General features: G+C 65.0%; 18 protein-coding genes. 11 read left to right on the top strand and 7 right to left on the bottom strand.

What is annotated here, in order from left to right; all coding sequences use genetic code 11:
* The first annotated feature begins 67 nt into the window (after window positions 1–67).
* The 4 genes from purB (at window position 68) to FNL56_RS11640 (ending at window position 3,811) form a co-directional block, all read left to right on the top strand.
* A complete protein-coding gene (gene purB, locus FNL56_RS11655) occupies window positions 68–1,369 on the top strand; it encodes an adenylosuccinate lyase (RefSeq protein ID WP_143572864.1) in 1,302 nt (433 codons plus the stop codon).
* A gap of 156 nt (window positions 1,370–1,525) precedes the next feature.
* Window positions 1,526–2,065, top strand: a complete 540-nt coding sequence (locus FNL56_RS11650) for an MOSC domain-containing protein (protein WP_143572862.1) — start codon at window positions 1,526–1,528, stop codon at window positions 2,063–2,065.
* Between the two features lie 40 nt (window positions 2,066–2,105).
* On the top strand, window positions 2,106–2,903 hold the full coding sequence (gene murI, locus FNL56_RS11645; protein WP_143572861.1) for a glutamate racemase: 798 nt from the start codon (window positions 2,106–2,108) through the stop codon (window positions 2,901–2,903).
* A 131-nt stretch (window positions 2,904–3,034) separates the two neighbouring features.
* Entirely contained in the window at window positions 3,035–3,811 is a 777-nt protein-coding gene (locus FNL56_RS11640) for an acyltransferase (protein WP_143572860.1), read from the top strand.
* A 12-nt stretch (window positions 3,812–3,823) separates the two neighbouring features.
* Here FNL56_RS11640 and FNL56_RS11635 read toward each other — a convergent pair whose 3' ends face one another.
* Window positions 3,824–4,012, bottom strand: a complete 189-nt coding sequence (locus FNL56_RS11635) for a hypothetical protein (protein ID WP_143572859.1) — start codon at window positions 4,010–4,012, stop codon at window positions 3,824–3,826.
* A 12-nt stretch (window positions 4,013–4,024) separates the two neighbouring features.
* Window positions 4,025–4,240, bottom strand: coding sequence for a hypothetical protein (locus FNL56_RS11630; protein WP_143577833.1), 216 nt, complete (start codon window positions 4,238–4,240; stop codon window positions 4,025–4,027).
* Window positions 4,241–4,510: 270 nt separating this feature from the next.
* Here FNL56_RS11630 and rpsD point away from each other — a divergent pair, with 270 nt between their 5' ends.
* Both rpsD and FNL56_RS11620 read left to right on the top strand, forming a co-directional pair.
* On the top strand, window positions 4,511–5,128 hold the full coding sequence (gene rpsD, locus FNL56_RS11625; RefSeq protein WP_143582002.1) for a 30S ribosomal protein S4: 618 nt from the start codon (window positions 4,511–4,513) through the stop codon (window positions 5,126–5,128).
* A 209-nt stretch (window positions 5,129–5,337) separates the two neighbouring features.
* The gene (locus tag FNL56_RS11620) at window positions 5,338–6,408 is read left to right on the top strand and encodes a threonine aldolase family protein (RefSeq protein WP_143572856.1); all 1,071 of its coding nucleotides are present in this window, start codon (window positions 5,338–5,340) and stop codon (window positions 6,406–6,408) included.
* 174 nt (window positions 6,409–6,582) lie between these two features.
* Here the strand turns inward: FNL56_RS11620 and FNL56_RS11615 are convergent, their stop codons facing one another.
* From FNL56_RS11615 to grxD, 3 genes are all read right to left on the bottom strand, one after another.
* A complete protein-coding gene (locus FNL56_RS11615) occupies window positions 6,583–7,875 on the bottom strand; it encodes a serine hydrolase domain-containing protein (protein ID WP_143572855.1) in 1,293 nt (430 codons plus the stop codon).
* Entirely contained in the window at window positions 7,856–9,109 is a 1,254-nt protein-coding gene (locus tag FNL56_RS11610; protein WP_143576131.1) for a serine hydrolase domain-containing protein, read from the bottom strand. The genes FNL56_RS11615 and FNL56_RS11610 overlap by 20 nt, the downstream gene beginning before the upstream one ends.
* Before the next feature lie 187 nt (window positions 9,110–9,296).
* A complete protein-coding gene (gene grxD, locus FNL56_RS11605) occupies window positions 9,297–9,632 on the bottom strand; it encodes a Grx4 family monothiol glutaredoxin (protein WP_143572854.1) in 336 nt (111 codons plus the stop codon).
* A gap of 332 nt (window positions 9,633–9,964) precedes the next feature.
* On the opposite strand from grxD, the gene egtB reads away from it, so the two are divergent.
* Both egtB and egtD read left to right on the top strand, forming a co-directional pair.
* On the top strand, window positions 9,965–11,164 hold the full coding sequence (egtB, locus tag FNL56_RS11600) for an ergothioneine biosynthesis protein EgtB (RefSeq protein ID WP_246661660.1): 1,200 nt from the start codon (window positions 9,965–9,967) through the stop codon (window positions 11,162–11,164).
* Window positions 11,165–11,202: 38 nt separating this feature from the next.
* Window positions 11,203–12,168, top strand: a complete 966-nt coding sequence (egtD, locus tag FNL56_RS11595; RefSeq protein WP_143572852.1) for an L-histidine N(alpha)-methyltransferase — start codon at window positions 11,203–11,205, stop codon at window positions 12,166–12,168.
* A 159-nt stretch (window positions 12,169–12,327) separates the two neighbouring features.
* On the opposite strand, the gene FNL56_RS11590 is transcribed toward egtD, so the two are convergent.
* On the bottom strand, window positions 12,328–12,564 hold the full coding sequence (locus FNL56_RS11590) for a BolA family protein (RefSeq protein ID WP_143572851.1): 237 nt from the start codon (window positions 12,562–12,564) through the stop codon (window positions 12,328–12,330).
* A 225-nt stretch (window positions 12,565–12,789) separates the two neighbouring features.
* On the opposite strand from FNL56_RS11590, the gene FNL56_RS11585 reads away from it, so the two are divergent.
* Window positions 12,790–13,962, top strand: a complete 1,173-nt coding sequence (locus FNL56_RS11585; RefSeq protein WP_168204659.1) for an acyltransferase family protein — start codon at window positions 12,790–12,792, stop codon at window positions 13,960–13,962.
* A gap of 44 nt (window positions 13,963–14,006) precedes the next feature.
* Window positions 14,007–14,942 carry a 2-hydroxyacid dehydrogenase gene (locus FNL56_RS11580; protein WP_210245496.1) on the top strand — a complete coding sequence of 312 codons (936 nt, stop codon included), beginning with the start codon at window positions 14,007–14,009 and terminating at the stop codon, window positions 14,940–14,942.
* Between the two features lie 208 nt (window positions 14,943–15,150).
* On the opposite strand, the gene purL is transcribed toward FNL56_RS11580, so the two are convergent.
* On the bottom strand, window positions 15,151–17,355 hold the full coding sequence (purL, locus tag FNL56_RS11575) for a phosphoribosylformylglycinamidine synthase subunit PurL (protein ID WP_143572848.1): 2,205 nt from the start codon (window positions 17,353–17,355) through the stop codon (window positions 15,151–15,153).
* A gap of 183 nt (window positions 17,356–17,538) precedes the next feature.
* Between purL and FNL56_RS11570 the strand changes: the two genes are divergently transcribed.
* On the top strand, window positions 17,539–18,021 hold the full coding sequence (locus FNL56_RS11570) for a PaaI family thioesterase (RefSeq protein WP_246660936.1): 483 nt from the start codon (window positions 17,539–17,541) through the stop codon (window positions 18,019–18,021).
* The last annotated feature ends 26 nt before the right edge of the window (window positions 18,022–18,047 follow it).

Genomic DNA, 18,047 nt, shown 5'->3' with positions numbered 1-18,047 from the left:
CTTGGTGGCCTCTCCCATCCCTTTCTGCTAAAGCGCGGCGTAATCCCCCAAACCGCTGCGAGTGCCCATGATCCCCCGCTATACCCGTCCCGAAATGGCTGCCATCTGGGAGCCGCAGACCCGCTTCAAGATCTGGTTCGAGATCGAGGCGCATGCGGCCGATGCGCTGGCGGAGCTGGGCACCATCCCGAAGGATGCCGCGAAGGCGATCTGGGCCAAGGCGAAGGACGCCACCTTCAACGTCGATCGCATCGACGAGATCGAGCGCGAAACCAAGCACGACGTCATCGCCTTCCTGACCCATCTGGCCGAGATCGTCGGGCCAGAGGCGCGCTTCGTGCACCAGGGCATGACGTCGTCGGACGTGCTCGATACCTGCCTCAACGTCCAGCTCACCCGCTGCGCCGACCTCCTGATCGCCGACGTCGACCGCCTGCTGGCCGCGCTGAAGACCCGCGCCTATGAGCACAAGATGACGCCAACTATCGGCCGTTCGCACGGCATCCATGCCGAGCCGGTCACCTTCGGCCTCAAGCTCGCCTATGCCTATGCCGAGTTTACCCGCGCGAAAGAGCGTCTGATCACCGCGCGAAAAGAAGTCGCGACCTGCGCGATCTCCGGCGCCGTCGGCACCTTCGCGCAGATCGATCCGCGCGTCGAAGAGCATGTCGCGAAAGCGATGGGCCTGGTGCCGGAGCCGATCTCGACCCAGGTGATCCCGCGCGACCGCCACGCGATGTTCTTTGCAACCCTCGGCGTGATCGCCTCGTCGATGGAGCGCCTGGCCACCGAGATCCGCCACATGCAGCGCACCGAAGTGCTGGAAGTGGAAGAGTTCTTCTCCGAGGGCCAGAAGGGCTCCTCGGCGATGCCGCACAAGCGCAACCCGGTCTTGACCGAGAACATCACCGGCCTCGCCCGCATGGTCCGCGCCTATGTGACGCCGGCGATGGAGAACGTCGTGCTGTGGCACGAGCGCGACATCTCGCACTCCTCGGCCGAGCGCATGTTCGGCCCCGACGCCACCGTGACGCTCGACTTCGCACTGAACCGCCTGGCCGGCGTGATCGAGAAGCTCCTGATCTATCCCGCCAACATGCAGAAGAATCTCGACCGCCTCGGCGGCCTGGTGCATTCGCAGCGCCTCCTGATCGCGCTGACGCAGAAGGGCGCCTCCCGCGAGGACGCCTACCGACTCGTGCAGCGCAACGCCATGCCGGTATGGCGCGGCGAAGGCGAATTCCTGACGCTGCTGAAGGCCGACAAGGACGTCACGAAGTATCTCACGGATGCCGAGATCGAGGAACAGTTCGACCTCGGCTATCACTTCAAGCACGTCGACACAATCTTTGGCCGGGTGTTCGGATAAACACCACAAACTGTCGTCCCGGGGCGCGAGCAGCTTGCTGCGAGCGAACCCGGGACCTCGGACTGTTTTGAACATCTCGGGATTCCGGGTTCAGTCGCAGCTGGCGCTGCTCCCGCCCCGGAATGACAGTGTTGGTCGCAGCGTAAGAGAATCTGCATGCCCACCGTCCTCGCCGTCGCTTTCCGCCGCGGCCATCACTTCAGCAAAAATCCGGCGCTCAGCATTCGCCTGCTCACAGGCCTCGGCGTCGAGGGCGACGGCCACTCGGGCACGACGGTGCAGCATCTGTCGCGCAAGCGGTTCAACCCGACGCTGCCCAATCTGCGCCAGGTGCACCTGATCCATTCCGAGCTGTTCGACGAACTGCGCGACAAGGGCTTTGCGGTTGCGCCCGGCGACCTCGGCGAAAATATCACCACGCAAGGCATCGACCTGCTTGGCCTGCCGACCGGCACCCAACTGACGCTCGGCGAGACCGCGACCATCCAGATCACCGGTCTGCGCAATCCCTGCATCCAGATCGACCGCTTCCAGCCGGGCCTGATGACCGCCACGCTGGATCACGACGCTGCCGGAAACCTGATCCGCAAGGCCGGCGTGATGGCCGTGGTGCTGGCCGACGGCGACGTCCGCCCCGGCGATGCCATCACGGTCACGCTGCCGGCGGGCGCGCATCGGACCTTGACGCCGGTGTAGCAACGCAAAAGTAACCACATTCGGCCAGCATAGAGTCCGCATGTCCCCATCCCCGACCATCCTCGTCATCGATTCCGGCCTCGGCGGCCTCACCGTGCTGCGCGAGATCGTACGCGCGCGGCCGGAGGCGCGCTACGTCTATGTCGCCGACGACGTGTTCTTCCCCTATGGCCACCACAGCGAGGACGAGATCATCGCCCGCGTGGTGCCGCTGATCGGCGAGCTGATCGCGCGGCACGCGCCGGACCTGGTGGTGATCGCCTGCAACACGATGTCGGTCTCGGTGATGGCGCCGCTGCGCGCGGCCTATAGCGTGCCGTTCGTCGGCACCGTGCCGGCGGTCAAGCCGGCCTGCGCGGCCTCCACCACCAAGCGCGTCTCGGTGCTGGGCACCCGCGCGACCGTGAAGCGCGAATATACAAGGGCGCTGATCCGCGACCACGCCAGCGCCTGCACCGTGACGCTGGTCGGCTCGCCCAACCTCGCCACGCTGGCGGAGGCGGAACTGAACGGCGCGGCGATCCCCGATGACGAGATTTTGGCCGAGATCGCGCCGTGCTTCACCGAGACGGACGGGCTGCGCACCGATGCCGTGGTGCTGGCCTGCACGCATTACCCGTTGCTGCTGCAGCGGATGATCGCACTGGCGCCGTGGCCGGTGGCCTGGATCGATCCGGCGCCGGCGATCGCACGCCGCGTCAAAGACCTGCTCGGCCCGGCCGGGCACGGCACGCCAGATGCTCCAAGCTTCGCCTATACGTCCGGTTGCGCACCCTCCGCCCCGCTGGCCAAAGCGCTGGCGCCGTTTTTTGGCAGCGCGGCGCTCGTGACCGTCTGATCGCGTTCGATCCCGCCGCTCGTTAAAACACCCGACGGCGCGACCAACGGCTGCACAAACCGCCTGACCATGCTAGGTCACTAGGTACCGGCGGGCGACAGGACCGGGAAACTCTCGTGGGGCGGGACGGAATGCGAGGGACGATTCGCAGAGTGTCGGTGCCGCGCCGGCTGATCGCCGACCTCATGCATGCCTCGGCAAGCGTGCCGTTCGTGCAGCTACGGCGAAAGCTTGGCGTGGCCGCGCTGGCGGAGGCGCGCGCCGGCTGCGCGGTCCGGCCGGGCTGGGCCTCGATCTTCACCAAGGCGTTCTGCCTGGTGGCGCGCGACCAGCCGATCCTGCGCACCATGTATATCGGCGGGCCGTGGCCGCATTTCTACGAGCTGCCGCGCAGCACCGGCATGGTGGCGATCTCGCGCGTCGAGGGCGGCGAGCCCTGCGTGCTGCCGCAGCGCGTCTGCGGCGCCGAGGCCATGACGCTGGCGGAGGTCGATGCGGTGATCCGGCACGCCATGACGGCGCCGGCGCAGCAGGTGCCGATGTTCCGCAAGCTGTTGCGGGTATCGAAAATGCCGCGGCCGCTGCGCCGGCTGCTGTGGGCGGGCTGTTTCATGATCGGCCGGCAGCGCGCCAATTTCTGCGGCAATTTCGGCATCACCTCGGTGGCCGCCTTCGGCCCCGGCAATCTCGATGCGATCAGCCCCGGCCCGTTCCTGCTCAGCTACGGCGCGCTGGATGATGAGGGGGGCATCGAGGTGGTGATCCGCTGGGACCACCGCGTGACCGACGCCGCCCTGATCGCCAGGACGCTCAGCCGGCTGGAACAAGTGCTGAACGGCGAACTGGCGGCGGAACTGCGCGCCAAGTGCCCGCCGGTCGCCATGCCGATTCGGTCAATCGCGATGTGACCGCAGCGCCGGTCAGGCCTTGGATGTGAGGCTTCGTTTGCGCTGGGTGCCGTCGAACAGATCGGCCTCTGCCGGGGAAGCCGCGGGTAATCTCGGTGCCTTGTTGCGCGTCGCATTCGCCATCAGCAAGACGATGCCGCCGGTGGCAAGAAGGCCCGCGAACGTGATGGCGGGAAATACCCAAAACGGGAGGTCATTCATCTTCCACGTCCTTCAGGCCAGTGATGAACCACTGGCCCACCAATGTGTGGCGATCCCGAACGTCAGACAAGCCAGGAAGATCTGTATTTCGCCATAGGGCAGCGATTTGGCATCCCAAATTTTGCCGGCGATCGGGGTCAGGATACCCAGCGAAAACACAGTTGTGGCCAAAGTATTGCAGCAATTGGCGAAAAGCTTCAGATGTTCATTTCGCCGCAAGTGCGCCATGCGGGTTCTGTTTGGTTGCTAGAAACAACAAATACCACCTGAGCGATAGGGACGCCAGAGCCCGCTTACCGGCCGCCCCGGGCCCTGTCTTCCAATTGACATCCGGGGCGGTTCTTCCTAGAACCCCATTTGCTCGCGGGCCGTTTTCGGCCCGCGTTGCGTTTCGCACCCGTGGTTCTCCCCTCAGCTTGAGGATGAGCCTGTCGGTACCGGACTTCTCCGGTACACAGGAGGGCGCGTTTCCTCATCCACACAACCATCGAGGACGCGATGACCAAGCGTAGTGAAGCCAAGTATAAAATCGACCGCCGCATGGGCCAGAACATTTGGGGTCGTCCCAAATCGCCGGTCAACAAGCGCGAATACGGCCCCGGCCAGCATGGCCAGCGCCGCAAGGGCAAGCTCTCGGACTTCGGCGTGCAGCTGCGCGCCAAGCAGAAACTGAAGGGCTATTACGCCAACATTTCCGAGCGCCAGTTCCACTCCATCTACGTGGAAGCCGGCCGCATGAAGGGCGACACCGGTGAAAACCTGATCGGCCTGCTCGAGCGCCGCCTCGACACCGTGGTGTACCGCGCCAAGTTCGTCGCCACCATGTTCGCGGCCCGTCAGTTCATCAACCACGGCCACATCAAGGTGAACGGCAAGCGCGTCAACATCGCCTCCTACAAGGTGAAGGTCGGCGACGTCGTCGAAATGAAGGAATCCTCGAAGCAGCTCGCTTTCGTGCTGGAAGCCTCGACCCTCGGCGAGCGCGACACCCCGGACTACGTCGAAACCGATCACTCCAAGATGACCGCCAAGTTCATCCGCATTCCGCTGCTGTCGGACGTCCCGTTCGCCGTGCAGATGGAGCCGCATCTGATCGTCGAATTCTATTCGCGCTAAACGCTAACAGCGCTGACGAGATCAAGGCCCCGGTTCACCGGGGCCTTTTTGTTGGAGCGCCGTCTTCTCCCCCGTCATTGCGAGGAGCTCTTGCGACGAAGCAATCCAGCTCTTACAGCGTTTACAGCCCTCTGGATTGCCGCGTCGCTGCGCTAAGGGGAAAGCCAAAGCTCTCCCTGACCTCCCAATGACGGCTGAAAGGACTGTGCATGACCACCTACACGCCGACGCCGACCGATCCCGCGCAGCCAAAAATCCGCATCAATTTGTTGTCCGACACCCAGACCCGGCCGACCGCGACGATGCGCGCGGCGATGGCCGAGGCCGAGGTCGGCGACGAGCAGATCGGCGACGATCCCTCCGTCAACGCGCTGTGCGAGCGCGTCGCCGATCTGCTCGGCAAGGAGGCCGCGGTCTTCATGCCGTCGGGCACGATGTGCAACGTCGCCGCCACTTTGGTGCATTGCCGGCGCGGCGACGAGATCCTGGCGCATCCCGCCGCGCACCTCATCAGCCGCGAAGGCGGCGCGCATGCCGCACTCGGCGGCTTCCAGGTCACCGCGGTGCCCGGCGAGAACGGCCAGTTCACGCCGGAGGCATTGCAGGCGGCCCTGCATCCGCGCAACCGCTACGAGCCGCCGCAGACGCTGGTCAGCGTCGAGCAGACCGCCAATATCGGCGGCGGCACGATCTGGCCAAAGCACGCACTCGACGCGGTCAGCGCGATCGCGCGCCATCATGGCATGGCGACGCATATGGACGGCGCGCGGCTGCTCAACGCCTGCGTCGCCACCGGCATTTCCGCGCGCGACATGTCGCAGGGCTGGGATTCGGTGTGGCTGGATTTCACCAAAGGTCTCGGCGCGCCGCTGGGTGCCGCGATGGCCGGCTCGCGCGATTTCATCGACGAGGTGTGGCGCTGGAAGCAGCGGCTCGGCGGCTCGATGCGCCAGGCCGGCATCTCGGCCGCGGGCTGCCTGTATTCGCTCGACCACCATGTCGAGCGGCTGGCCGACGATCACGCCAATGCACGCGCTTTGGCCGGTGGTCTGGCGCAGATCGAGGGCATGGTGGTGCAGAGCCCGCAGACCAATCTGGTGTTTTTCGATCCCGCCGGCTGCGGCATCACGGGGCCGGCAATGGTCGCGGCATTGCGCCAGCAGGGCGTGCTGCTGGCTGTGATGGACGGGCGGATCCGGGCGTGCACGCATCTCGATGTCAGTGCGGCGATGATCGAGGAAACGCTGGGGCTGGTGCGAGATATCGTCAGGAAGGCGTGAGTCTTAAACTGTCGTAGCCCCAAACTGTCATTCCGGGGCGCGAGAGCAAAGCTCGAGCGAACCTCAGCCACTCCAATTGGAGTGGCGGGGAACCTCGACATGGGACGATGAACATATCGGGATTCCGGGTCTGCACCGGCCGGCTTCGCCGTCCGCTGCATCCCGGAATGACAGCTAATTCGTGAGTGCCCCATACACAATCTTCCTCACCGCTCCCTCGACCGGCGACCGCTGCGACGGCGCCTGCATCATCACGATGACGAACATGTCGTCCACGGGATCGATCCAGAAGAACGTGCCGCCGACGCCGTCCCAGCGATACTCGCCGACCGGGCCGGGTTCGCTGGCGAGTTCTTTGGTACGCACCGCGAAACCGTAACCAAAGCCGGAGCCGTCGCCCGGGAAGTAATAATAGTCGCGCTTGACGCCGCTCCCCGGCCCCACATGATCTGACGTCATCAGCGCGATCGTCTCGGGCTTCAGATAGCGCCGGCCGTCCAGCGTGCCTCGGTTCAACAGCATTTGCGCAAAGCGCGCGTAGTCGCTGATCGTGCCGATCAGCCCGGAGCCGCCCGCCTCCCAGCGCTTGATATCCAGCGGGTCATGCATCCCCACCACCGGCCCGAGCATGCGGTCGCCGGCGAAAGGTTCGGCAATGCGCGGGCGCTTCTGCTCGTCGGTGACGTAGAACGAGGTGTCATTCATGCCCAGCGGATCGAACAGCCGCGCTTTCAGGAAGGCGGACAGCGGCTGCCCGGAGATCACCTCGATGACGCGGCCGAGCACGTCGGTGGAATGGCCGTAGTCCCAGAGCGTGCCGGGCTGCTCGGCGAGCGGCAGCCGCGCGATGCGCTCAGCCAGTTCGGCATTGTCGATGTCGCTACTGTCGAACATGTCGAGCCGCGAATAGCGCCGCCGCGCCGGATCGTTGCCGTAGAAGCCGTAGGTGATGCCCGAAGTGTGGCGCAGCAGGTCCTCGATGGTGATCGGACGGTTGAGCGCTACGAATTCGGACGTCGCGTGCTCGTCGCCGCCGGCGCGGTCGATGCCGACCCGGGTTTTCGCAAACGCCGGAATGTAGGTCGACAGCGGATCGTCGAGCCGCAGCCGGCCCTCCTCGACCAGCATCATGACGACCACCGAGGTGATCGGCTTCGACATCGAATACAGCCGGAACATGGCGTCCGGCTGCATCGGGTTGCCGGCGTCACGGCGGCCGAAGGCCTCGAAATACACCGGCCGGCCGTGCTGCTGCACCATCGCGATGGCGCCGGGAATCTTGCCGGTGCCGACTTGCTCGCCGAAATAATCGTTCAGCCGCGCCTGCAGGTCCGGCGCAAATTTTCGCGCCGGCTGCGGCGCGGATTTTATCGCCGCAGGCGGCGTCTCGGCCCGCGCCGCGGACGCAACGCCCAGCGACAGCAGGCCGAGCAGCAGCGTGCGGCGGTCAGTGTTGCAGCGCTTCATACACCAGCAATTTCAGGGAGCGCTGGATGCGCTGCCGTTCCGACGGGGTCTGCTCCAGCAGCACGACGAAGAAATCATGCTTGGGATCGATGATGAAATAGCAGCCGGAGGCGCCGTCCCATTTCAGCTCGCCCAATGACCCCGGCGGCGGCGGCTTGGCGTTGCCGGCATCGGTGCGTACGGCGAAGCCATAGCCGAAGCCGAAACCGTCGCCGGGGAAATACATCGCGTCGCGCGCGATGCCGGATTCCTTGCCGATCTTATCGGTGGTCATGTCCTTGAAGGTGGCCGGGCTCATATAGCGTTTGCCGTCCAGTTCGCCGCCATTGAGCAGCATCTGCGCGAACTTCGCATAGTCCGACATCGTCGAGACCATGCCGCCCGAACCGGATTCCCATTTCTGGTAGGTCTCGGGCCGGTTCTGCCGCCCGGTGCGGAAGTCGCGGTCCCAGCCGATCGGCTTGGCCAGCATGATTTCCTTTTCCTTCTCCTTCACGAAGAAGCCGGTGTCCTTCATGCCGAGCGGCCCCAGAAACTTCTCCTGCTCGAAGGCCAGCAGCGACTTGCCGGAGATCACCTCGATGACGCGGCCGAGAATATCGGTCGAATGGCCGTAGTCCCAGATCTTGCCGGGCTGATACTCCAGCGGCAGTTGCGCGATGCGGTCGGCAAAGTCCTTGTTGTCGAAATTGCCATTGTAGATCTGCGCATTGCCATAGGCGCGCCGCACCATGCTGTCGCCATAGAAGCCGTAAGTGATGCCGGACGTGTGCAGCAGCAGGTCGCGGATGTTGACCGGGCGCTCCGGCGCCACGATCTCCAGCGCCTTCTCGCCGTTCTCGAGCTTCTTCTCGACGCCGACCTTCACGGAGCCGAACGAGGGAATATATTTCGAGACGGGATCGTCGAGCTTGAGCCGGCCCTCATCGACCAGCATCATGGCGGCGAACGAGGTGATCGGCTTGGTCATCGAATGCAGCCGGAAGATCGTATCGTCCGTCATCGGCTGGCCGGTGTCGGGATCGCGGACGCCGAAGAATTGCTTGTAGACCGGCTTGCCATGCTGCTGGATCAGCACGATGGCGCCGGGGATCTTGTTGTCGGCGATCTGCTTTTCGAAGAACTCGCCGATCTTCTTCAGCCGGTCGTGCGAGAAATGCGCGCTGGCGGGGATGTCGAAAGTGCCTGGCGCGGAAAACCGGTCTTCGGCAAGTGCCGGAAATGCGGCCACCATCAGCGCCGCACAGAGCAGCGCGCGTATTCCGTGTCGCAAAATCGTCACCCTTCCTGTGCTGGCCCGCGACAAGTGTAGCGATGGCGGACGGGCATACAAGGGGCGCCCCGCAAGGGCGGTAGGTCGGAACCTTCATCGCGCCTTTCCCGAACGCGTGACCGCGTTCGGGAACAATAAAGCGAGTCGATCAGGCGCCGGCCGGCGCGGTGACCACGCCCTTGTCGGCCAACAGGCTCTGCAACTCGCCGGCCTGGAACATCTCGCGGATGATGTCGCAGCCGCCGACGAACTCGCCCTTGACGTAGAGCTGCGGAATGGTCGGCCAGTTCGAATAGGTCTTGATGGCGTCGCGCAGCTCGGCGGATTCCAGCACGTTGAGGCCCTTGTAGCCGACGCCGACGTGATCGAGGATCTGCACCACCTGGCCCGAGAAGCCGCACTGCGGGAACTGCGGCGTGCCCTTCATGAACAGCACCACGTCGTTGGTCTTCACTTCGTTCTCGATGAATTGCTCAATGCTCATGATTGCGTCCCTGTTGCGGCTGGTCCACCGGCCCGCCTGCTGCCTCACGCATATATGTAGCCGAAACCGTTTCGCACCCCAACCAAAAGGTTGCACCATTCGGCCGTCGAACCGTTCAAAAAATCCGTTCAGCCGTTGATCCCGCAGGCTTTTCCGGAGCTTCGGACGTCCGCCCGATGGCATGACGGCAAGCCTTTAATCCGGCTCGGGATGTCCTATTTAGAACAGAACGCCCGCGGAACACGTTTCGCCAAGCTGCGTTCTCTCCAAAACCGGAGTTTGTCGTGACGAATCTTGCCCCCGCCGTGGCCCCGTTAGCTGCCCGCGCGCCGATCTCGACCGGCTCGCTTGCCCAGCAACTGGGCGATGCCTTCCTCAAAGTCCGCGTTGAGACCGAACGTCGCGCCGCGTCACTCTCGGCTGAAGACCAGCTCGTGCAGTCGATGCCCGACGCCTCGCCGGCGAAATGGCACCGCGCTCATGTCACCTGGTTCTGGGAGCAGTTTCTGCTCGGCGACCACGCGCCGGGCTACACGCCCTACCACCCCGATTACGCCTATCTGTTCAATTCCTATTACGTCTCCGCCGGCCCGCGCCATGGCCGAGCCCAGCGCGGCCACCTCACGCGGCCGGGCGCCGACGACGTCACCGCCTATCGCCGCCACGTCGACGACGCGGTGATCGCCTTTTTCAACGCCACCGATGACGCCAAGCTGGCCTCTTTGGTGCCGCTGCTGGAAGTCGGCTTCAACCACGAGCAGCAGCACCAGGAGCTGATGCTGACCGATATCCTGCATGCGTTTGCGCAGAACCCGATCCCGCCGGCCTACGACCCCGACTGGCGCTTTCCGGCCTCGACCACGTCAGGCGGTCCGTGGCTGACGCTGACCGAGGGCATCCACACCATCGGGCACCAGGCCGACAGCTTTCATTTCGACAATGAGAAGCCGGCGCATCGCGCGCTGGTCGGCCCCGTGAAGCTCGCGCGCAACCTCATCACCAACGGCGAGTGGCTGCAGTTCATGGAAGCCGGCGGTTATACGACGCCGACGCTGTGGCTGATGGACGGTTTCGCCGCCGCCGAGCGCGAGCAGTGGCAGGCTCCCGGCCATTGGCGCCAGGTCGATGGCGAATGGCGCGTCATGACGCTGGGCGGCCTGCAGCCGGTCGATCCCGCAGCCCCCGTCTGCCATGTCAGCTATTACGAGGCAGACGCCTTCGCGCGCTGGAGCGGCAAGCACCTGCCGACCGAGATGGAATGGGAAGTCGCCGCGCGCGCCGGCGGCCTCAACGACGCCTTCGGCATCGTCTGGCAGTGGACCCGCAGCTCGTACTCGCCCTACCCCGGCTACCGCGCCATCGAGGGCGCGCTCGGCGAATATAATGGCAAGTTCATGGTCAACCAATTGGTGCTGCGCGGCTCGTCGCTTGCAACTCCGGACGATCACAGCCGTATCTCCTATCGCAATTTCTTTTATCCCCATCACCGCTGGCAATTCACCGGGCTTCGGCTCGCCGATTACGGTGCCTGATTCAGTCGCAGCGCGTCAGCGTTGAGGAGAGGTTTTCGATGAATATCCATGCCCCGCAGGGCATAGCCCTGCTCGACGAAGCCACCACCCTGTTCGCCGCCGACGTCACCGAAGCGCTCTCGCAACACCCGAAAAAACTGTCTCCGAAATATTTTTACGACGCCGCCGGCTCCGAGCTGTTCGAACAGATCACGGTGCTCCCGGAATATTACCCGACCCGCACCGAACTTGAGATCCTGCGCGAGCGAGGGCCCGACATCCACGCCATCGTCCCGAAGGGCGCAGCATTGGTCGAATTCGGCGCCGGCGCCACCACCAAGGTGCGGCTGCTGCTGAATAGCTGCGAGTTCGGCGCCTATGTGCCGGTCGATATTTCCGGCGAATTCCTCAATGCGCAGGCCGCCGAATTGCGCGCAGATTTTCCGTCGCTGAACGTTTATCCGGTGACCGCGGATTTCACCGCGCCGTTCGAACTGCCGGCGGAAGTGAAGGCGATGCCGAAGGTCGGCTTCTTCCCGGGCTCGACGCTCGGCAATTTCGAGCCGCACGAGGCGAGCGCATTCCTGCGCAGTTCCCGCGCCATTCTCGGGCCGGGCGCGCTGCTGGTGATCGGCATCGACCTGGAGAAGGACGAGAAGCAGCTTTACGCCGCCTACAATGACGCCGCCGGCGTCACCGGGAAATTCAACAAGAACGTCCTGGTCCGCATCAACCGCGAACTCGGCGGCGATTTCGACCTGTCCGCATTCACGCACCGCGCGATCTACAACCGCGAACGCCACCGCATCGAGATGCATCTGATCGCCCGGACCGCGCAGACCGTGCATCTGCTCGGCCGCAGCTTCACCTTCCGCACCGGCGAGAGCCTGCACACCGAGAGCAGCTACAAATACAGCCTCGAGCGTTTCATGGCCCTGGCCAAGGGCTCCGGCTGGACCCCCAAGGCATCATGGACGGATGCCGGCAAACAGTTCTCGGTTCACGCGCTGGTCGCGGGGGAGTAGTGCCCGGACCTCGCCCCCGTCATTGCGAGGTCAAGGAAAGCCTTTGGCTTTCCCCTTAGCGAAGCGACGCGGCAATCCAGAAGGCGGCAAGCGCGAAAAGAGCTGGATTGCTTCGTCGCAAGGGCTCCTCGCAATGACGGCGGAGAGGTCGGTCGGTAACTAGCCCTCCGGCACGCCGGTCTGCAGCGCCAGCGCGTGCAGCACGCCGCCCATCTGGCCTTGCAGCGACTGGTAGACGATCTGGTGCTGGGCAACGCGGGATTTGCCGCGGAAGGATTCCGAGATCACGGTGGCCGCGTAGTGGTCGCCGTCGCCGGCGAGGTCGCGGATCGTCACCTCGGCATCGGGCAGCGCGGCCTTGATCATGGTCTCGATATCGTGGGCGTCCATCGGCATTGTCGAATCTCCAGGCCATCGAATCGGGCATAAAAGCATCGCGGCGGCTTCCCGAACTTAGCCCGGGCAGCGCAGCGCGTCACGGGTTTCCGGGGGATATATCGCCGCGGCAGCCCTTTCAAAGCCAGCTCGTGACGTCATGACCATCGCGGAATTTCGTGCTAGCTCGCAGCGTGCGCCGCCCTGGCGCGCAATGACATGCAGCCCAGGAGAGTTTTCACCACCATGTCAGACCGCAATGCCGCGCTGGACCGCGCCCGTACCTTCATCACCCTCTTGGTGCTGGTGAACCATTCGGTGGTCGCCTACACGGCGTTCGGCCGGTTCTATCCCAACCACTATCTGTGGTCGACGGCGCCGGTGGTCGACAGCCAGCGCTGGATGGGCTTCAATTTACTGACGCTGTTCAACGACGCATTCTTCATGTGCCTGATGTTCCTGCTGTCCGGGCTGTTCGTCGCAGGCTCGCTCAGGCGCAAGGGTATTGCCGCCTTCCTGCGCGACCGCGCACTGCGGCTCGGCCTGCCGTTTCTCGTGATGCTCATGGTGCTGATGCCATCAGCCTATTACGCCTCGTTCCGGCTGACCGGCTCGACGCTCGGCTTCTTCGAGTTCTACGCCGCCAATCTCCGCGAGGGGATCTGGTTCGATGGCCCCGGCTGGTTCATCTGGTACCTGCTGTTTCTCGACCTGTTGGCGATTCCGATCCTGTATTTCGCCCCCGGCCTGATCGACGGCATCAACCGGCTGTCGCAAAAATCCTTCCAGCGCCCTGCCTTGTTCGCCGGCGCGCTGGCCATCGTCTCGATCATCGCCTACGTGCCGATGCTGTTTCAGGTCGGCGCTGTCAGATGGTTCAACTGGGGGCCGCTGCAGGTGCAGCTCAGCCGCGTCGTGATCTACGGCGTGTTCTTCTTCGCCGGCATGGGCATCGGGGCTGCGAATATCGATCAGGGCCTGCTGGCAAAGACCGGCACGCTGGCGCGGCGCTGGTGGATCTGGCTGACGGCGGCGTTGCTGTCGTTCGGCGGGCTGACCTGGCTCGTCAATTTCCGTCGCATGCTTCTGTCCAACCTGCCCGGAGCGCCGCCGTTCTGGTGGCAGTCGAGCTACGGCGTGATCTATGCGGTCGCCTGCACCTTGATCTGCCTCGCGATTCTGGCGCTGTTCCTGCGCTTCGGCCAGCGCGAGCGCAGCTTCCTCGATCCCATGCGCGACGACGCCTACGGCATTTATGTCGTGCACTATATTCCGGTGCTGTGTCTGCAATACGCGCTGCTGAACGCGCCGCTCACGGCCATCCCGAAAGCGCTGATCGTGTTCGCCGGCACGCTGGCGCTGAGTTGGGGCGCGACCGCGCTGCTGCGCCGCATACCCGGCGCCCGGCGCGTGCTGTAATGCGCCATCCGGCGGAGATTCGCCGGCGAAATGGACAGGTGCAGGTGATCAAGCTTCTTTTCAACGTCAAGCCCGACCTCTACGCGCAATATCGCGCGCCGATCCTCGACGCGCTCAAGCGCCGCGGCCTGTCGGCCGAGACGGGTCTCCCCGGCGACATCGCGCCCGACGCGGTCGACTACGTCATCCACGCCACCGGCGGGCCGGTCACGGACTTCGCCGTGTTCACCCGCGCGCGCGCCGTGCTGAGCCTGTGGGCCGGCGTCGAGAAGATCGTCGGCAATGCCACGCTGACCCAGCCCTTGTGCCGCATGGTCGAGAGCGGCCTGCGCCAGGGCATGGTGGAATGGGTGGTGGCGCATACGTTGCGCGCGCATCTGGGCATCGATCGTTACGTCTGCCAGAAGCCGCGGACGTGGGAGCAGCATGTGCCGCCGCTCGCCAGCGATCGGTCGGTCACGGTGCTGGGCTTGGGCGAACTCGGATCGGCGGCGGCATCCACGCTGGCCTCTCTCGGCTTCCGCGTCACCGGCTGGGCGCGAAGTGCGCGCGACATTGCCGGCGTGCGCTGCCTCGCCGGCGCGGACCGCCTGCCCGAGGCGCTGGCCACGGCCGAGATCCTGGTGGCGATCCTGCCCGAGACGCCCGACACCATCGATTTGCTGAACGCCCAACGATTGGCGCTGCTGCCGCAGGGCAGTTGCATCCTCAATGCCGGCCGGGGTTCATTGATCGATGACGCCGCACTGATCGCAGCCCTCGACCGCGGACAGGTTGCCAATGCAACGCTCGACGTGTTCCGCACCGAGCCGCTGCCGGCCGATCATCCGTTCTGGTCGCATCCCGGCGTGACGATCTCGCCGCATGTCGCCGCCGCCACGCGCGTCAGCTCGGCCGCCGAGGCGATCGCGGACAATATCGCGCGCGCGCAGAGCGGCGCGCCGCTGCTGCATGTGGTGGACCGCACGCGGAGCTATTGAGAGTCGGTTCTATCAAATAAAACGCAGCCGCCCGTAATCCCCTCCCCCTTGCGGGGAGGGTCGTCCGAACGGAGGACGATGCGTAGCATCGTTCGCAGTGGAGGACGGGGTGGGGGTGCCGCGGGCGACGGCGCCGGTGGCACCCCCACCCCCAACCCCTCCCCGCAAGGGGGAGGGGAGCTACAGCGCTTGGTTTTGATAGTTGAGCTTAAGCCTTCGCGCCCATATAGGCCGGCAGCCAGGCTTCGTGCGCGTGCTCCAGCGCCTTGACGTGCAGCGCGCGCTCGCCGGCGACCACGACTTCGACGCCGCCGGTGACGCCGATCTGCACGCACGGTACGCCGACGCTCTTCAGCTTCGACAGCACGGTCAACAAATCCTCGTCGCGGACGGTGACGATGTAGCGCGCCTGGTCCTCGCCGTACCACCAGGCGTGCGGCACGATCGCTTCCGGCGCGGCGTCCAGCTTGCAGCCGATGCCCGAGGCGATCGCCATCTCGGCCAGCGCGATCAAGAGACCGCCGTCGGAGACGTCATGCACCGCGGTCGCAGTCCCCGCGTGGATCATGCCGCGCACCACGTCGCCGTTGCGCTTCTCGGTTTCCAGATCGACCGGCGGCGGCGCGCCTTCTTCGCGGCCGCAGATGTCGCGCAGGTATACCGACTGGCCGAGCCAGCCTTCGGTCGCGCCGATCAGGAGGATCGCATCGCCCTGCGTCTTGAACGCCAGCGTCGCCGACTTGGTGAAGTCGTCGAGCACGCCTACGCCGCCGATCGAGGGCGTCGGCAGGATGCCGCGGCCGTTGGTCTCGTTGTAGAGCGAGACGTTGCCCGACACGATCGGGAAGTCGAGCGCGATGCAGGCCTCCGCGATGCCCTTCAGGCAGCCGACCAGCTGGCCCATGATCTCGGGCCGCTCCGGGTTGCCGAAATTGAGATTGTCGGTGATCGCCATCGGACGGCCGCCGACCGCGGTGATGTTGCGCCAGGCTTCGGCCACCGCCTGCTTGCCGCCCTCGACCGGATCGGCCTCGCAATAGCGCGGTGTGACGTCGACGGTCATCGCCAGCCCCTTCGGGCCGTCCTCGATGCGCACCACCGCAGCGTCGCCGCCGGGGCGCTGCACGGTGTTGCCGCCGATCACATGGTCGTACTGCTCCCACACCCAGCGCTTCGAACAAAGCTCCGGCGTGCCGATCAGCTTCTCCAGCGCGTCGGCAATCCCCATCGGCGCAACGATGTCGCGCGCATGAATCACCGGCTGCGCCGGCGTCGGCACGTGCGGGCGGTCGTACAGCGGCGCCTCGTCGCCCAATTCCTTGATCGGCAGGTCGACCATGGTCTCGCCATTGTGCTTGACGACGAAGCGCATCGTCGGCGTGGTGTAGCCGACGATCGCGAAATCCAGCCCCCACTTCCGGAAGATCGCCTCGGCTTCCTTCTCCTTCTCCGGCTTCAGCACCATGAGCATCCGCTCCTGGCTTTCCGACAGCATCATCTCATAGGCGCTCATGCCCATTTCGCGCGTCGGCACGGTGTCGAGGTTGAGTTCGACGCCGAGGTCGCCCTTGGCGCCCATCTCGACCGCGGAACAGGTCAGGCCCGCGGCGCCCATGTCCTGGATCGCGATCACGCAATCCGCGGCCATGATCTCGAGGCAGGCCTCCAGCAGCAGCTTTTCGGCAAAGGGGTCGCCGACCTGCACGGTCGGGCGCTTCTCGGCGGAATCCTCGTCGAATTCGGCCGAGGCCATCGACGCGCCATGGATGCCGTCGCGGCCGGTCTTGGAGCCGAGATAGACGATCGGCATGTTGACGCCCGACGCCGCCGCGAGAAAAATCTTGTCGGCATCCGCGAGGCCGACGGCCATCGCGTTGACCAAATTGTTGCCGTCATAGCGGGTGTGGAAGCGCATCTGGCCGCCGACGGTCGGCACGCCGAACGAATTGCCGTAGCCGCCGACGCCGGCCACCACGCCACTCACCAGATGCTTCGTCTTCGGATGCTCCGGCGCGCCGAAGCTCAAGGCGTTGAGGCAGGCGATCGGCCTTGCGCCCATCGTGAACACGTCGCGCAGAATGCCGCCGACGCCGGTGGTCGCGCCCTGGTAGGGCTCGATATAGCTCGGGTGGTTGTGGCTCTCCATCTTGAACACGATGGCCTGGTTGTCGCCGATGTCGATCACGCCGGCGTTCTCGCCCGGCCCCTGCAGCACCCACGGCGCCTTGGTCGGCAGCCCCTTGAGATGCAGCCGCGACGACTTGTACGAGCAATGCTCGTTCCACATCGCCGAGAAGATGCCGAGCTCGGTGAACGACGGCTCGCGCCCGATCAGCTTGAGGATGCGCTCGTACTCGTCGGGCTTGAGGCCGTGGGAGGCGACGAGTTCGGGGGTGATTTTCGGCTGATTCATGGGAGCTCTGCGTTCGTGGTGGTTCCTCCCGGGGGAAGAACGGAACAGCGGGAAAAGGGCTTTTACCCCCTGCGCCCACCCTGTCCAAGGCTTTAAGGAAAATGCCGCCGGAGGCGCCATTTGCGCCCGGCGATGGAAACGGATTTAACCACTTTCAGCTGCCAATCCAAGGAGTTCAGCCGCGTGAATGTGCCTCTCGACGCCACCATCCCGTTCCATGCCGACGCCTTTACCGCCACGGAGGGCGAATTCGCCGGCTGGACCACCTGGAAGCGGGATTCCTTCGAATCGCTGTCCGGCCCGTTCTGGCACCAGGTTCAGCCCGACGGCACCGTGCGCTGCGCCTTCCGCGTCGAGGCGCGCCACCTCAACGGCATGAAGAACGTCCACGGCGGCTGCTACATGACCTTCGCCGATTACTGCCTGTTCGCGCTCGCCTCGCGCGAACTCGCCGGCCCCGGCATCACCGTCTCCTTCGCCTGTGAATTCCTCGACGCGGCCAAGGAAGATGAGTTGATCGAATGCGACGGCGAGATGACCCGCGTCGGCGGCTCGCTGATCTTCCTGCGCGGCATGCTGCGCTCGGGCGAGCGCAAGCTGTTCTCGTTCTCCGGCACCATCAAGCGCGTGAAGAAGAAGGTGCGGCCGGCGTTGGCCGCGGAATAGCCGGCCCGCATCACGGACGCCCCACA

The organism is Tardiphaga sp. vice304 (assembly GCF_007018905.1).
Lineage (GTDB): Bacteria > Pseudomonadota > Alphaproteobacteria > Rhizobiales > Xanthobacteraceae > Tardiphaga.
This window is presented reverse-complemented; position numbering and strand designations above follow the sequence as displayed.

Bases quoted from the DNA above. Each gene is read 5' to 3' on its own strand.
- purB (WP_143572864.1), top strand. From the start codon at position 68: ATGATCCCCCGCTATACCCGTCCCGAAATGGCTGCCATCTGGGAGCCG.
- FNL56_RS11650 (WP_143572862.1), top strand. From the start codon at position 1,526: ATGCCCACCGTCCTCGCCGTCGCTTTCCGCCGCGGCCATCACTTCAGC.
- murI (WP_143572861.1), top strand. From the start codon at position 2,106: ATGTCCCCATCCCCGACCATCCTCGTCATCGATTCCGGCCTCGGCGGC.
- FNL56_RS11640 (WP_143572860.1), top strand. From the start codon at position 3,035: ATGCGAGGGACGATTCGCAGAGTGTCGGTGCCGCGCCGGCTGATCGCC.
- FNL56_RS11635 (WP_143572859.1), bottom strand. From the start codon at position 4,012: ATGAATGACCTCCCGTTTTGGGTATTTCCCGCCATCACGTTCGCGGGC.
- FNL56_RS11630 (WP_143577833.1), bottom strand. From the start codon at position 4,240: ATGGCGCACTTGCGGCGAAATGAACATCTGAAGCTTTTCGCCAATTGC.
- rpsD (WP_143582002.1), top strand. From the start codon at position 4,511: ATGACCAAGCGTAGTGAAGCCAAGTATAAAATCGACCGCCGCATGGGC.
- FNL56_RS11620 (WP_143572856.1), top strand. From the start codon at position 5,338: ATGACCACCTACACGCCGACGCCGACCGATCCCGCGCAGCCAAAAATC.
- FNL56_RS11615 (WP_143572855.1), bottom strand. From the start codon at position 7,875: ATGAAGCGCTGCAACACTGACCGCCGCACGCTGCTGCTCGGCCTGCTG.
- FNL56_RS11610 (WP_143576131.1), bottom strand. From the start codon at position 9,109: ATGGTGGCCGCATTTCCGGCACTTGCCGAAGACCGGTTTTCCGCGCCA.
- grxD (WP_143572854.1), bottom strand. From the start codon at position 9,632: ATGAGCATTGAGCAATTCATCGAGAACGAAGTGAAGACCAACGACGTG.
- egtD (WP_143572852.1), top strand. From the start codon at position 11,203: ATGAATATCCATGCCCCGCAGGGCATAGCCCTGCTCGACGAAGCCACC.
- FNL56_RS11590 (WP_143572851.1), bottom strand. From the start codon at position 12,564: ATGCCGATGGACGCCCACGATATCGAGACCATGATCAAGGCCGCGCTG.
- FNL56_RS11585 (WP_168204659.1), top strand. From the start codon at position 12,790: ATGTCAGACCGCAATGCCGCGCTGGACCGCGCCCGTACCTTCATCACC.
- purL (WP_143572848.1), bottom strand. From the start codon at position 17,355: ATGAATCAGCCGAAAATCACCCCCGAACTCGTCGCCTCCCACGGCCTC.